The sequence below is a fragment of the Salipiger mangrovisoli genome, assembly GCF_015223355.1.
Classification (GTDB): Bacteria; Pseudomonadota; Alphaproteobacteria; order Rhodobacterales; family Rhodobacteraceae; genus Salipiger; species Salipiger mangrovisoli.
This window is the reverse complement of the sequence record NZ_JADFFK010000013.1, coordinates 26947-41124: the sequence shown is the minus strand read 5'-3', so window position 1 is coordinate 41124 and position 14178 is coordinate 26947. Positions and strand designations below refer to the sequence as shown.

Sequence of the window (14178 nt, the reverse complement as noted above, 5' to 3'; positions counted from 1 at the left end):
TCATGACTTCGCAAAAAGAAGCCTTCGTCGCGCTGGTCACCTGCTTCAACGACGACGAGACGATCAACTTCGAGGCCACCCGCGCGCAAGTGCGCCGCCAGGTGGCCGCCGGCAACAACATCATGTGCGCCGGCACCAATGGCGATTTCTCGGCGCTGACATTCGACGAGAAGGTCAAGCTGACCGGCGAAGTGGTGGACGAGGTTGCTGGCAAGGCCAAGGTGATCGTGAACGCCGGCATGCCCGCAACCTTCGAGACCGTGGCGCTGGCCAAGGAGTTCGACCGGATCGGCGTTGACGGCATCGCGGTGATCACCCCCTTCTTCATCGCCTGCACGCAGGATGGCCTGATCCGCCACTTCACCACCGTCGCCGACGCGGTGGAGACGCCGGTCTACCTCTATGATATCCCTGCCCGCACGCAGAACCACATCGAGCCCGACACCGCGCGCGTGCTGGCCAAGCACCCGAACATCGCTGGCATCAAGGATTCCGGCGGCGCGCAGGAGACGCTCGAGCAATACATGGCCGTGGGCCGCGAGGAAGAGGGCTTCGACGTCTATTCCGGCCCCGACCACCTGGTGCACTGGGCCTTCCAGAACGGCGCCAAGGGCGCGATCTCGGGCCTCGGCAACGTCATGCCCGAGGTGCTGGCAAAGATCGTGAGCTGCTTCAACGCCGGTGACGAGGCCGGTGCGGCAGCGGCGCAGGAAACCTACGGCGCCTTCCGTACCGACCTTTACAAGCTCGGCTTCCCGCCGGCGATGGTGAAGCGCGCGCTCTGGGTCATGGACCATTCGGTCGGCGCCTCGCGCCAGCCCGCGTTGCTGCCTGACCCCGAGCAGGACAAGCAGGTCGAGGCGATCCTGCGCAAGTACGAGCTGATCTGATGGCCGAAGCGAAACCCGTCGTCGTCACCACCTCGCCGGGCTTCGGCAAGCACGGCCGGGTGCCGGAGCTGATCGAGGCGCGCGGTTGGGAATTCATCCGCTGCACCGACACCAGCCTGCCCGACGGCGGCCTGTCCGAGCACATCGCCCGCGCCGACGCGCTGGTGGTCGGCCTCGTTCCGGTCACCGCCGAGACGCTGGCGCAGGGCACGAAGTTGAAGGCCGTGATCAAGCATGGCGTGGGCGTCGACAACATCGACATTCCCGCCTGCACCGCCGCAGGTCTGCCGGTCTGCAACACCCCGGCCGCGAATGCGGACGCGGTGGCCGAACTGGCCGTCGGGCTGATGTTCTCGATGGCGCGCTGGGTCCCGCAGGGCCATGTGTCGGTGACCGGCGGTGGCTGGGAGCGGCGCATCGGCACGCAGCTTGGCGGCAAGGTGCTGGGCATTGTCGGCCTCGGCAACATCGGCAAGCGGCTGGCCAAGCTGGCGCTGGGTCTGGGGATGACGGTCGTCGCCACCGACAAGTACCCCGACGAGCGCTTCGCGGCCGAGCACGGCGTCACCTTCCTGCCGCTCGAGGCGCTGCTGGCGCGGGCCGATTACGTCTCGCTGCACGTCTTCGGCGGCGAAGGCAACGCCGCGCTGATCAACGCCGAAACGCTCAAGCTGATGAAGCCAGATGCCAAGCTCATCAACCTTGCCCGCGGCGAGGTGGTCGATCTCGATGCCGTGGCTGTGGCGCTCGACGCCGGCACGCTCGGCGGGGTCGCCATCGACGCTTATGTGTCGGAGCCGCCGGATGTCGCGCACCCGGTGTTCTCGCATCCGAACGCGGTCTTCACGCCGCACTCCGGGGCGGATACCAAGGAGGCGCTGGAAAACGTCGGCCTCATGGTGATCGAAAGCCTCGATGCTCTCTTTGCCGGCGACACGCCGCCGCGCTGCCTCAACGCAGGGGATCTGGCGGGCCGCTGACGCGCCCCCGATCCCCCCACTCGCTGGAGGGACGACATGTCCGAAGAACCGATTGTCATCACCATGGGCGACCCCTCGGGGGTTGGTGCCGAAGTCACCGTCAAGGCGATGGCCGGGCTCTCGCCCGCAGAGCGCGCCCGCTACGCCGTGATCGGCGACCAGGATACGCTGGAGCGCGCCGTCCGCGCCTGCGACCTCGATCTCGCGCTGCGCCCGCAGGGCAGCGACGCCGGGGATGCGCTGCAGGTCATCCACGTGCCGGTCGAGGGGCTGCCGGGCAAGTTCGGCGTTTTGTCGGATGCCTGCGGCGAAGCCTCGTTCCAATACATCAACAAGGCGGTCGAGCTGACCAGTTCTGGCGCGGCCTCGTGCATCGTCACGGCTCCGATCAACAAGGCGGCGCTGAACGCGGCAGGGCATCACTACGACGGCCACACCGGCATGCTGGCCCATCTCACCGGCTGCAAGTCGAGCTGGATGCTGCTCGCCTCGCCGACGCTGAACGTGCTGCACGTCTCGACCCACGTGGCGCTGAAGGACGCGATCACCCGCGCGACCCCCGAGCGCGTGCTTGAAACCATCCGCATCGGCCACAACCACTTGCGCCGCATGGGGCTGGAAAACCCGCGCATCGCCGTGGCCGGCATCAACCCGCATTGCGGCGAGGGCGGGCTCTTCGGCACCGAGGACGACCGGCAGATCGCACCCGGCGTCGAGATGGCGAAGGCCGAGGGCATCAACGTGCAGGGGCCGATCTCGGCCGACACGGTCTACCACCGCGCCAACACCGGGGCTTTTGACCTGGTGATCGCGCAGTACCACGACCAGGGCCACATCCCGATCAAGCTGATCGCCTTCGACACGGCGGTGAACGTGTCTCTGGGCCTGCCGATCGATCGCTGCTCTGTCGACCACGGCACCGCGTTCGACATTGCCGGTACCGGCAAAGCCAACCACGTGAACATGCTGGCGGCGCTCGACTACGCGGGCAAGCTGGCAACGGCAAAGCGCAGCGTCTCCGCCTGACAACGGCCATTTCGCAAGACCCTGCCACCGCGCCTTTGGGTGCGGTGGCATATCGCGTTTTGTCTCAATGGTTTGCCCTAAGGGGTGCGCGCCTGTGACGGGCGGCCAAGGACGCTCGCTCGCCGGTGCGGGAGGCCCGGCGGACCGGATACCGGGGCCGGGACGTGTCCGCCGGTCGGATCGCGCCGCAGTTCCCCGGGCTGCGCAAGGCAGCGACTTCCCCTGCTTCCTCGAAGCGCACCGGACGGCAGAGAAGGCGCTCGTCGCGCTCTGGCGATGATCTGGCAAAGGCCATGGGTGCCGGTTCCGGGGGCCTTCATACCAGTAGATCGACGGCGCACCCTGCATTGGCATTCAACTCGCACCCTGCGCTGGGGTCAGCTCGGTCGCGCCATTCAGAAGACGATCTTCGGACAGGAGACCTAGTCTGACGCCGAGGCGCGTTGGGTGGTCGTGGCAGAGGCCCTGCGCAAGACGCAGCCCAAGCTCGGGGCCTTGACCGGTGGCCAACGACGAATGGGACGTGGCGCGCCGGTACATGAGCCTCGAAGCCCTGACCTTTCGGAAGATCGGCGCTCCTGCGCCACGCGCTGGGGCACTGTTCCGGGCGATCACTGTCGGTGTCACGATGCCGATCCCACGCATGCAAGAGGGGCCGGAAATCCGGCCCCTCTTTTTTGCTTTGACGCGGGCTTCAGTGGCTGGCGGACGCGCCGCGCACCGCTGCGACCTCGGCGGCGCTCACCGGCCCGGCGTTGTTGCCCCAGGCCGTGCGCAGCCAGGTGGCGAGCTCGGCGACCTCGTCATCCGACATGCGGTTCGCGTAGCCCTGCATGCGCAGGGTCATCGGCCGTTTCGCGGTGCCCGGAACCTCAGCGCCGTTCAGGATCACCGAGATCAGCGGCTTGGCTTCTGAGCCGGTGACCATGTGGTTGCCCTGCAGCTCGGGGAAGATCTCGGGCGCACCCTTGCCGCTGGCAAAGTGGCAGCCGATGCAGCTGTCGCTGTAGAGGCGCGCGCCGAGCGGCATGTCCGGGTTGGCCTCGGTCAGCATCTTGGCGGTGGCTTCTCCCGCGGCGTCCGCGCCCGGCACCTCGAGCGAGCCCTTGCCCTTGGTGGCGAAAGTCTCGGTCGCCTCGACCTCTGCCCCGTCGATCCCCTTGAGGAAGGCGGCCATGGCGAGGTTGTCCTCGTCGGTCAGGTACTGCAGCGAATGCTCGACCACGAGGCCCATTTCACCATTGGCGGTGGAGTGGGCGTTGCGACCGGTGGCGAGATAGGCCGCCAGCTGGTCGACCGACCATGCCTGCGGTGCGGAGCCTTCGCCGCGCAGCGCGGGGGCGTTCCAGCCGTCGATGACGCCGCCTGCGAGGAAGCTGTCGTCATCCGCCGTCACGCCATCCTGCGACATGAAGGGCGTGCGGGGGCTGTGGCAGGCGGCGCAGTGGCCGGGACCCTCGACGAGGTACTGGCCGCGGTCCTGCAGGTCCGACGCGCCAACCGGGTTGAAGCCCGCGTCATGCGTCAGCGCCAGCCAGTTCCACGCCCGGATGCCGAAGCGCAGGTTGAAGGGGAACTTCAGCTGCGTTTCCTGCACCTGTTTCTTCACCGGTGCCACGTCCGCCATGATGTAGTCGTAGAGGGCACGGATGTCCTCTTCCTTCATCAGGCGGTAGTTCTCGTAGGGCATCGCCGGGTAGAGATGCGTTCCGCCCTTGGCGATCCCGTCCACCATTGCGGCGCGGAACTCGTCATAGGTCCATTCACCGATGCCGGTCTCGGCGTCGGGGGTGATGTTGGTCGACCAGATGGTCCCCATGGGCGAGGCGATGGCACGGCCGCCGGCAAGCGGTTCGCCATCCTCGGCGGTGTGGCAGGCCACGCAGTCCGAGGCGTGCATCACGTATTCGCCCTGGCCGGGTTCCGGCTGCCAATCGGCGGCCAGGACCTGCGCGGGCTTGCTGATCTGCACCGGCACGAAGATGAAGGCCAGCAGGGCGATCACGCCCAGCACGGCCAGACCGCCGAGGATGCGGAGGAAGGTCTTCATTTACGTTCTCCTCAGACCAGCGGGCGGGGGTTCGAGAGGTACTGCGTGCGGATCGCGTGCACCGTGTGATAGGCCAGACCGCCGACGAGGCCGGTCGGGTTGTACTGGGTATTCTGCACGAAGTTGCCCGCGCCCATGGCGAAGACGTTGTGCGCCTTGAACGTCTGCGAGTAGCGGTTGACCGCCCCTTCGCGGGCGTTCTCCGCCATGATGTGACCGCCGGTGTTGTGCGTCGTCTGGTAGGGGCGCACGTCGTATTGCGCGCCGATGTCCTTGAACCCGGCCTGCATGATGTCGGGGTTCATCGAGGCGGCCAGCGGCTCCATCTTGCGCTTCATGAACTGGTTCATCCGCAGGTCGTTGTCCTGCCAGTTGAACGTCATGCGCATGAGCGGGCGGCCGTGGCGGTCGGTGTAGGTCGGGTCGAGGTCGAGGTGGTTGTTCGCGTAGGACATGTGCGAGCCGTGCGAGCCGATCGACATCGCGTGGCCGTACCATTCGCCGATGCCTTCCTTCCAGCCCGCGCCCCAGCTCGGCGTGCCCTTGGGCAGCGGCATGTTGCGGATCGGCTGGCCGTTGAACGTGCCCGAGCGCCAGTAGGAGCCACCGATGAAGCCTTCGGCGCCGAAGTCGTTTTGGCTGATAGAGAAATCGTCGATGACCTGGCCGTTGGCGCCATGGCCGACGAAGGGGTTGAAGTTGTCCTCCTTGAAGAACATCGAGACGCCGCCGTTCATCTGGTAGGCGTAGTTCTTGCCCAGCGTGCCCTCGCCGGTCAGCGGGTTGTAGGCCTCGCCCAGACCCGAGAGCAGCATCAGGTGGACGTTGTTGAGCTGGTAGCTCGACAGGATCACGATGTCGGCGGGCTGGAACACCTCTTCGCCGGCCTCTTCGTCCCAGTAGGTGACGCCGGTCGCGGTCTTGCCATCGGCGGCCAGTTCAACGCGCAGCACCTCGGACTTGGTGCGGTACTCGAAGTTCGGCATGCGCTTCAGCGCGCCGAGGATCGAGGTCTGCGGCGAGGACTTGGAGTACTGGTAGCAGCCGTAGCGCTCGCAGAAACCGCAGAAGTTGCACGGGCCCATCTGCATGCCGTAGGGGTTCACATAGGCGGTCGAGGCGATGCCTGCGGGGGCCTCGAAGGGGTGGTAGCCCATCGCCTTGGCGGCATCGCGGAACTTCGACGCGTCATAGGTCGTCGGCATCGGCGGCATCGGGTAGTCTTCCGACCGCCAGCCCTCGAAGGGGTTGCCACCCTCGCGGATCTCGCCGTTGAGGTTGCCCGCGTAGCCGGAGATGCCCGCGACCTTCTCGAACTTGGTGAAGAAGGGCTCCATCTCGTCGTAGCTGACCGGGTAGTCGCGCAGGTTCATGCCCTCGGGAATGATCTGCTCGCCCCAATTGTCGCGCACGTGGCTGCGCAGCTTCAGTTCGACCGGCTGCGGCCGCCAGTTGAGGCCGTTCCAGTGCGTGCCCGCGCCGCCGACGCCGTTGCCGGGCAGGAAAGAGCCGAGCGAGCGGTAGGGCAGCGCGGTTTCGCCGTCGTTGCGGCGCACGGTGAGCGTCTGCTGCGACGGCTTCTGCATCATCTTCAGACGCACGCCGTACTTCAGCTCGTCGATCTGCTGCGGGTATTCGAAATTGGGGACGGTGTCCTGATCATGGCCGCGCTCGAGCGCGACGATGTCGAGGCCTTCCTGTGCCAGCTCGATGCCTGCGATCGAGCCGGTCCAGCCGAGGCCGACGATGACCACGTCCTTCTTCTTTTCCTGACGTGCCATAGTTATGCCCTTTCGCCGCTGATCGAGACCGGACCCAGCGGGTATTTCACGTTGTGGCGCTCGGGCCATTCCCGGTAGGCCGCGCGGGCACCGGGGAAGCCGATGTAGACCCAGGACTGCATGCCGTGGTTGCCGCCGTATTGCGGGTCGGCGAAGTAGCCTTCCTTGGTATTGCCAAGCAGGATGCCCCAGAACTCGCGCAGCTCGGGGGCCAGCGCGACGTCGCCGTTCTGCAGCGAGGTCAGGGCGGCGTCCTGCTGCTCGGCGTTCAGGTCGGCAAAGTTTGCGCCGTGGGTGTCCTGGCACCACGCGTTGAAGGCCGGGATCGCCTGGCGGTAGACCTCGGCCGGGTTCAGCGGGGTCTGCCAGCCGCGCGCCGGCTCGGCGTTCGGATCATGGGGGCCTTCCATGTACCAGTCGTCGGCGGTGCCGTAGTCGCTGGCAAGCTGGCGATCGATGAAGACGGGCACGCGCGCTTCGAGCGCGCCGGGGCCATCGCCTTCGGAGGGGATCAGCCGCGCGGTCGCGGCCATGATGAATGCCCATTCATCGGCATTCAGGTATTCGCGCTGATAGTCATCAAGGGAAACGGGCTTCGGCGTCTGCTGCGCGGAGGCTGGCAGTGCGAGCCCGGAAAGAGCGGCCCCGGCGGCGGTAGCTTTCAGAAAGCTCCGGCGGCTCGGGTATCCGGGAAGGTCGGTCATTGGAGGTGTCCTGCCGGTGGGGTGGGAACATTTGTGCACAAACGAAGAGCGGCACTTTGTCGCCCTACGCCGCGTCATTTTGGCGCGCAAGTGGATTGGGGTGCTTGCAAGGCAGCTATGATCACAGATCATAAGAGTCATGAGAACATTGACGAAATCGTGATGCGTGCGGGGTTGCCGCTCAACGCATATCGAAAATCGATGCTGTTCGGGCTGCACGGTGAAGCCAGACGCGCGACCTCCCGTGCTGCGCATTGCATAAAAACACGGCTGCTGTTCATCCGTGCACAGCCAAGTCCTGGGCGGCCGATCGCGGGTCGCCCAGGGGCTCCGGCCGCCCATGCGGGCAGGCGGGAGCCTCAGACCGGAATGCGCGTGGTGTGCTTGACGCGGCGAAGCACGAACATGGTCGACGCGGTGGCAACACAGTCCAGCTCGTGGATGCGGGTCATCAGGATGGTCTCAAGGTCGGGGATATCCTTGACCACAACGTGCAGCAGGTAGTCCCAGTCGCCGGAGACCGAGTAAACCTCGACGATCGCGGGTTCGAGATCCATCGCGCGCTGGAAGGCTGACCGCGACTCCGCATCCTGTGCCTTCATCCGCACTTGGCAGAAGGCGTCCATGCCCCGCCCGACCTTCGCCGGATCGACCAGCCGCACCGGAGCGCTGACCACACCCTCTTCTTCCATCTCGCGCAGCCTGCGCCAACAGGTGGCGCTCGAGCTGTTCGTCTGCCGCGCCAGTTCGGTCATGCTGATCGAGGCGTCGCGTTGGAGGATGTCCAGCATCCGGGCTTCGAGTGGTGAAATGGTGGGCGTATGTTTCAAGTTGTCTTCCATGGTGAAACGCAATGATCACGAATACCGCAAACGTGATGCCTTTAGATACGGCGTTTCACGCTCGGGTGATAGAATGAAAAACCACGATACGGTTCCGCCGTGACGAGCTTTGGGAGGAGCAAATGACCGATCAGACCCCAATCCTGCGCGACTACGAGCTTGCGGATCGCTACACGCGGACGGAGGGTCGGGTTTTCCTGACCGGCACCCAGGCAATCGTGCGCATCGCGCTCGATCAGGCGCGCCGGGACAGGGCGGCGGGTCTCGATACCCGAGGCTTCATTTCCGGATACCGCGGCTCGCCGGTGGGCGGCATCGACCTCGAGGTCGCGCGCAACCGGGCGCTGGTGACCGAGGCCGGGATCGATTTCGTGCCTGCCGTCAACGAGGAGCTGGGCGCGACCCAGATCATCGGCACGCAGCAGGTCGAAACCGACCCGGACCGCATCTGCGAAGGGGTCTTCGGGCTCTGGTACGGCAAGGGGCCGGGGGTCGATCGCGCGGCGGACGCGCTCAAGCACGGCAATGCCTATGGCGCCTCGCCGCACGGCGGGGTGCTGGTGGTGGCGGGGGACGATCACGGCTGCGTCTCTTCGTCGATGCCGCACCAGTCCGACGTCGCCTTCATGAATTTCTTCATGCCGACGATCAATCCGGCCAATGTCGCCGAGTTCCTGACCTTCGCCGAATGGGGCTACGCGCTGTCGCGCTTCTCGGGGATGTGGGTCGGCTTCAAGGCGATCTCGGAAACCGTCGAGTCGGGCATGTCCTTCGAGCTGCCCGCGCCCCGCAGTTTCGCCGCGCCCGACTTCGAACCTCCCGCGGGCGGACTGCACTACCGCTGGCCCGACCTGCCGGGGCCGCAGATCGAGGAGCGGATGGAGGCCAAAAAGGCCGCCGTGCTCGCCTTTGCGCGCGCCAACCCGATCGACCGCTGCGAATGGGGACATGCGGACGCGCATTTTGGCATCGTCACCACCGGCAAGTCGCATCTCGACGTGCTCGAGGCGCTGCGCCTGCTGGGCATCGACAAGGCCCGCGCCGCCGAGATCGGCATCGATATCTACAAGGTCGGCATGGTCTGGCCGCTGGAGCATGAGGCGGCGCTGGCCTTTGCCAAGGGAAAGCGCGAGCTGCTGGTGGTCGAGGAGAAGCGCGGCATCATCGAGAGCCAGCTCAAGGAATATTTCTACGACTTCCCCGGCCAAAAGCCCAAGCGCATGGTTGGCAAGCGCGATGAGGCCGGACAGCGGCTGATCCCCTGGACCCATGAGCTCGGCGCGGTGATGCTCGCCAAGATCATTGCGCAGCGGCTCGAGCACAACTTCCCCGACCTCGATCTCGTGGCGCGGTCCAAGACCGTGGTTCCCGCGCCCGCGCCGATCCTGGTGCAGGGCGCGGCGCGAACGCCCTATTTCTGCTCGGGCTGCCCGCACAACAGCTCGACCAAAGTGCCCGAGGGCAGCCAGGCCCTGGCGGGCATCGGCTGTCACTTCATGGCCAGCTGGATGAACCGCAACACCACGTCGCTGATCCAGATGGGCGGCGAGGGGGTGAACTGGGTCTCGCGCTCGAAGTTCAACGGCAACCGCCACATCTTCCAGAACCTCGGCGACGGCACCTACTATCACTCCGGCTCGCTGGCGGTGCGTCAGGCGATCGCGGCGGGCACCAACATCACCTACAAGATCCTCTTCAATGATGCGGTTGCAATGACCGGCGGGCAAGAGGTGGACGGCCCGCTCAGCGTCGCTGCCATCGCGCAATCGATGGTTTCGGAAGGGGCCAAGAAGGTGGTCGTGGTCTCGGACGATCCCGAGGCGCTGCGGCGCAAGGGCCTGCCCGCCGGTGTGCCGCTTGAGCACCGGCGCGATCTTGACCGGGTGCAGCGTGAGCTGCGCGAGATCCCCGGCACAACCGTGCTGATCTACCAGCAGACCTGCGCCACCGAGAAGCGCCGGCTGCGCAAGCGCGGCAAGATGGAGGACCCGAAGAAATTCGCGGTGATCAACCCGCTGGTCTGCGAGGGCTGCGGCGATTGCTCGGTCGAGTCAAACTGCCTCAGTGTCGAGCCGCTGGAGACCGAGTTCGGCCGCAAGCGAAAGATCAACCTCAACACCTGCAACAAGGATTTCACCTGCGTCAATGGCTTCTGCCCGAGCTTCGTGACGGTCGAGGGCGCAACCCTGAAGAAGCCCGGCGCGGCCGGGAAGGACGCGCTTGCCCGGTTGCAGGCGGCTCTGCCGCAGCCCGAGCTGCCCTCGCTGGCGCAACCCTGGGACATCCTCGTCACCGGCGTCGGCGGCACCGGCGTGGTCACTGTCGGCCAGCTCATCGCTATGGCGGCGAACCTCGAACAGAAAGGCACCTCGGTGCTCGACTTCATGGGGTTTGCGCAGAAATTCGGCCCGGTTTTGAGTTACCTGCGCATGGCCGCATCCGAGGCGGAGCTGAACCAGGTGAAGATCGAGCCGAGCTCGGCGCATGCGCTGATCGGCTGCGATCTCGTGGTCAGCTCCTCACCCAAGGCCTCGGCGACCTACCGCAAGGGTGAGACACGCGCCGTGATCAACACCGCCGTCATGCCCACCGGCGATCTGGTGCAGAACCGCGATGCCGATCTCAACGCGGGCGCGCGGCTCGAGGCAATCCGCGCCACGGTTGATGCCGCGTCGCTGCAAAGCTTCGATGCCAATTCCCTGGCCGAGGCTCTGCTCGGCGACAGCGTCTTCGCCAACGTGATGATCCTTGGCGCGGCCTGGCAGGCTGGTCTGGTGCCGCTGGGGCTCGAGGCGCTGATGCGGGCGATTGATCTGAACGGCGTAAAGCCGGCGCAGAACAAGGATGCCTTCACCTGGGGCCGCGTGCTGGTGCACGACCGCGCCGCGGTCGAGCGCGTGGCGAACCTGCCTGCAAGCGACGTGCTCACGCTGGACGAGATGATCGCGCGGCGGGCCGCGTTCCTTACGGACTACCAGAACACGGCCTGGGCACAGGAGTATCTGCGCGAGATTGCCAAGGTCCGCGAGGCCGAGATCGCGGCGACCGGCAGCGCCGGCGCGCTGACCGAAGCATCGGCGAAGGGCCTTTTCAAACTCATGTCCTACAAGGATGAGTACGAGGTGGCGCGGCTGCACACGCAGACCGGCTTCCAGGAGAGTCTTGCGGCGCGCTTCGAGGGTCCGTTCAAGGTCGTGCACCACATGGCGCCCCCGGTGCTCTCGACGGGGACCGACGCGCGCGGACGCCCTCTGAAGCGCGCCTTCGGGCCATGGATACGCCCGGCTATGGGCGTGCTTGCGAGGCTGAAGCTGCTGCGCGGCACGCCGCTCGATCCCTTCGGGTACAGCGCCGAGCGGAAGATGGAGCGCGATCTCATCGCCGAGTACCGGAGGCTGCTGCACGGGCTCGCAGAGGGGGTGACCGCCGAAAACCGCGATTCACGGGCCGCAAAGGCCGCGCTGGTGATGGAAATTCGCGGCTTCGGTCCGGTGAAACAGGCGGCCGCCGCGCGGGTCCGGGCGCAGATGGCTGTAGGCGTGGCCGATTGCGGCACGTAACTGCATAAAAGTTCCACATTCATGTGACATGTTCCGATTGCTGGCGTAGACTGGCGCGGCGCTCTTGGTGAGCGCCGCGCCAGCAGGAGGGCATGAGATGGCAGAGGTCGCAATCAGCGACGCACAGGAGCGTTCGGCCGAGTCGCCGGCGCTTGCCGGGCTTGCAGCGGCCGAGGCGCCGCGCGCGCCTGCCTTCATCGTGACGATCTATGGCGATGTGGTCGAGCCGCGCGGAGGCATGCTCTGGATGGGCACGCTGATCGACTGCTGCGCGCGGCACGGGCTGAACGAAAGCCTTGTGCGCACCGCGGTCTCGCGGCTGGTCGGGGCGGGCCGTCTCGAAGGGGTGCGGATCGGGCGCAGAAGCTATTATCGCCTGTCCGAGGCGGCGAGATCCGAATTCCGCGAAGCGGCCCGGCTGCTTTTCGCGCCGCCGCCGGTGCCGGAGGACTGGCTGCTCTGCCTGTCCGAAGGGTTGCGCGACATCGACCTGCCGTTGCCTTGGGCCCGGCTGGCCGCCAATATCGCCCTGGCCCCGAACCGCGACGATCTCATGCCGGTCGATGGCATCCTGATGCGCGCGAAGCAGCTTGATGGACATGGCGATCTCGCGGTGCTTGCCGCGGACCGCTGGAGCCTTCCCGAGGTCGCCGGGGCCTACGGTGACTTTCTTGCGTCGCATGGCGGCCTGCGCGACCTGCTGGCACGGAATGTGACGCTTTCGCCGGAGGTCGCGCTCGCACTGCGGCTGCGGCTGGTCCATGACTACCGGCACGCGGCGCTCAGTGACCCGCGCCTGCCGCGCGCAGCCTACCCGCAGGACTGGCCCGCGGAAGAGGCGCGCAATCTCTTCGTCTGCGCCTATGTTGGTCTGTCAAAGGCGGCGGAAGCCCATGTGGGTGCGGAGTTCCTCAGTCCGGAAGGTCATCTTGCCCCGCACAACGGCGAAACCGAACGGCGGCTTTTCCAACTCCGGCGCGAGGCGGCAGGTTGAGCGGCGGGGGCGGGGTTTCGTGAATACATCACGCTAAAATTCAATTGTGACTTAACATGTGCTGTATCCCGTGCTAGTTCTTTGACCGATCGGTCGATCATTCGTGCTCGACCACGATTCTCGAGGGAGGAGATACGGATGTCCGAGGCGTTCATCTGCGACGCGGTGCGCACCCCTGTTGGCCGTTACGGCGGGGCCCTGTCGGCGGTCCGTGCCGATGATCTGGCCGCCGTGCCGCTGGCCGCGCTGATGGCGCGCAATGCCTCGGTCGACTGGGCCAGCGTCGATGACATCATCCTCGGTTGCGCCAACCAAGCCGGCGAGGACAACCGCAATGTCGCGCGCATGGCCGGGCTGCTGGCGGGCCTGCCGATCGAGGTGCCCGGCACCACGGTCAACCGGCTCTGCGGCTCTGGCATGGACGCGATCGGCCTTGCTGCCCGCACCATCCGCGCCGGCGATGGCGACCTCCTGCTTGCCGGCGGTGTCGAGAGCATGAGCCGCGCGCCCTTCGTGGTGGCCAAGGCGACCTCGGCCTTTTCGCGCAATGCCGAGATGTATGACACGACCATCGGCTGGCGCTTCAAGAATCCGAAGCTCGACAAGGTCTTCGGCACGCATTCCATGCCCGAGACCGCCGACAACGTGGCGGAGGACTACGGCATCAGCCGCGCCGACCAGGACGCCTTTGCCGTGCGCTCGCAGGACCGCTGGGAGGCCGCGCATAAGGCGGGGCTCTTCGCCGAGGAAATCGTTCCGGTGACCATCCCGCAGCGCAAGGGTGACGCATTTGTGGTGGATACCGACGAGCACCCGCGCCCCGGCACCACGCTCGCGAACCTCGCCCGGCTGCGCGGCGTCAATGGCCCCGACCTCAGCGTCACCGCGGGCAATGCCTCGGGCGTCAACGACGGCGCGGCGGGGGTGATCGTCGCCTCCGAGGCGGCGGCGGCGAAGAACGGCCTTACCCCGCAGGCGCGCGTCGTCGCAATGGCGGCGGCGGGTGTCGCGCCCCGCGTCATGGGCATCGGCCCGGTCCCAGCGACCCGCCGCGTACTCGAGCGCGCCGGCCTGACGCTCGACCAGATGGACGTGATCGAGCTCAACGAGGCCTTCGCGGCGCAGGGGCTTGCCGTCATGCGCGAGCTTGGCCTGCCCGATGACGCACCCCATGTTAATGCCAATGGCGGTGCCATCGCCATGGGCCATCCGCTTGGCATGTCCGGCGCGCGGCTCGTCCTGACCGCGACCCGGCAGCTGCACCGCACCGGCGGCCGCTACGCCCTCTGCACCATGTGCGTGGGCGTGGGGCAGGGGATCGCGATGATCCTCGAACGTATCTGACCCCTTC

At 66.5% G+C, this 14178-nt stretch carries 10 protein-coding genes and 1 pseudogene; 7 read left to right on the top strand and 4 right to left on the bottom strand.

Features of this window, described 5'->3' with window-relative positions:
* Window positions 1-2: 2 nt before the first annotated feature.
* The 4 genes and pseudogenes from IQ782_RS17070 to IQ782_RS29820 form a co-directional block, all read left to right on the top strand.
* Window positions 3-890 (top strand): dihydrodipicolinate synthase family protein, encoded by an 888-nt coding sequence (locus IQ782_RS17070; protein ID WP_194135876.1) that lies wholly within the window; start codon window positions 3-5, stop codon window positions 888-890.
* Window positions 890-1870: a phosphoglycerate dehydrogenase gene (locus IQ782_RS17065; protein ID WP_194135875.1), complete on the top strand. Its 981-nt coding sequence runs from the start codon at window positions 890-892 to the stop codon at window positions 1868-1870. The genes IQ782_RS17070 and IQ782_RS17065 overlap by 1 nt, the downstream gene beginning before the upstream one ends.
* Before the next feature lie 36 nt (window positions 1871-1906).
* Window positions 1907-2896: a 4-hydroxythreonine-4-phosphate dehydrogenase PdxA gene (gene pdxA / locus IQ782_RS17060; RefSeq protein WP_194135874.1), complete on the top strand. Its 990-nt coding sequence runs from the start codon at window positions 1907-1909 to the stop codon at window positions 2894-2896.
* Window positions 2897-2997: 101 nt separating this feature from the next.
* Window positions 2998-3167: pseudogene (locus tag IQ782_RS29820) on the top strand (IS256 family transposase); the annotation flags it as partial.
* A 423-nt stretch (window positions 3168-3590) separates the two neighbouring features.
* On the opposite strand, the gene IQ782_RS17055 reads toward IQ782_RS29820, so the two are convergent.
* The 4 genes from IQ782_RS17055 to IQ782_RS17040 form a co-directional block, all read right to left on the bottom strand.
* Window positions 3591-4946 (bottom strand): cytochrome c, encoded by a 1356-nt coding sequence (locus IQ782_RS17055; protein ID WP_194135873.1) that lies wholly within the window; start codon window positions 4944-4946, stop codon window positions 3591-3593.
* An 11-nt stretch (window positions 4947-4957) separates the two neighbouring features.
* Window positions 4958-6727: a GMC family oxidoreductase gene (locus tag IQ782_RS17050; RefSeq protein ID WP_194135872.1), complete on the bottom strand. Its 1770-nt coding sequence runs from the start codon at window positions 6725-6727 to the stop codon at window positions 4958-4960.
* 2 nt (window positions 6728-6729) lie between these two features.
* Window positions 6730-7431, bottom strand: coding sequence for a gluconate 2-dehydrogenase subunit 3 family protein (locus IQ782_RS17045; RefSeq protein WP_194135871.1), 702 nt, complete (start codon window positions 7429-7431; stop codon window positions 6730-6732).
* A gap of 359 nt (window positions 7432-7790) precedes the next feature.
* Window positions 7791-8261, bottom strand: coding sequence for an Lrp/AsnC family transcriptional regulator (locus IQ782_RS17040; protein ID WP_240989355.1), 471 nt, complete (start codon window positions 8259-8261; stop codon window positions 7791-7793).
* Between the two features lie 134 nt (window positions 8262-8395).
* Here IQ782_RS17040 and IQ782_RS17035 point away from each other — a divergent pair, with 134 nt between their 5' ends.
* The 3 genes from IQ782_RS17035 (at window position 8396) to pcaF (ending at window position 14171) form a co-directional block, all read left to right on the top strand.
* Window positions 8396-11833 (top strand): indolepyruvate ferredoxin oxidoreductase family protein, encoded by a 3438-nt coding sequence (locus IQ782_RS17035; protein ID WP_194135869.1) that lies wholly within the window; start codon window positions 8396-8398, stop codon window positions 11831-11833.
* A 97-nt stretch (window positions 11834-11930) separates the two neighbouring features.
* Entirely contained in the window at window positions 11931-12827 is an 897-nt protein-coding gene (locus tag IQ782_RS17030) for a PaaX family transcriptional regulator C-terminal domain-containing protein (protein ID WP_194135868.1), read from the top strand.
* 138 nt (window positions 12828-12965) lie between these two features.
* Complete coding sequence (gene pcaF, locus IQ782_RS17025) at window positions 12966-14171, top strand: 3-oxoadipyl-CoA thiolase (protein WP_194135867.1); 1206 nt, start codon at window positions 12966-12968, stop codon at window positions 14169-14171.
* Window positions 14172-14178 lie beyond the last annotated feature (7 nt).

What these genes read in the sequence shown, in the direction of transcription:
- IQ782_RS17070 (WP_194135876.1), top strand. Translation starts at nt 3, where the DNA reads ATGACTTCGCAAAAAGAAGCCTTCGTCGCGCTGGTCACCTGCTTCAAC.
- IQ782_RS17065 (WP_194135875.1), top strand. Translation starts at nt 890, where the DNA reads ATGGCCGAAGCGAAACCCGTCGTCGTCACCACCTCGCCGGGCTTCGGC.
- pdxA (WP_194135874.1), top strand. Translation starts at nt 1,907, where the DNA reads ATGTCCGAAGAACCGATTGTCATCACCATGGGCGACCCCTCGGGGGTT.
- IQ782_RS17055 (WP_194135873.1), bottom strand. Translation starts at nt 4,946, where the DNA reads ATGAAGACCTTCCTCCGCATCCTCGGCGGTCTGGCCGTGCTGGGCGTG.
- IQ782_RS17050 (WP_194135872.1), bottom strand. Translation starts at nt 6,727, where the DNA reads ATGGCACGTCAGGAAAAGAAGAAGGACGTGGTCATCGTCGGCCTCGGC.
- IQ782_RS17045 (WP_194135871.1), bottom strand. Translation starts at nt 7,431, where the DNA reads ATGACCGACCTTCCCGGATACCCGAGCCGCCGGAGCTTTCTGAAAGCT.
- IQ782_RS17035 (WP_194135869.1), top strand. Translation starts at nt 8,396, where the DNA reads ATGACCGATCAGACCCCAATCCTGCGCGACTACGAGCTTGCGGATCGC.
- IQ782_RS17030 (WP_194135868.1), top strand. Translation starts at nt 11,931, where the DNA reads ATGGCAGAGGTCGCAATCAGCGACGCACAGGAGCGTTCGGCCGAGTCG.
- pcaF (WP_194135867.1), top strand. Translation starts at nt 12,966, where the DNA reads ATGTCCGAGGCGTTCATCTGCGACGCGGTGCGCACCCCTGTTGGCCGT.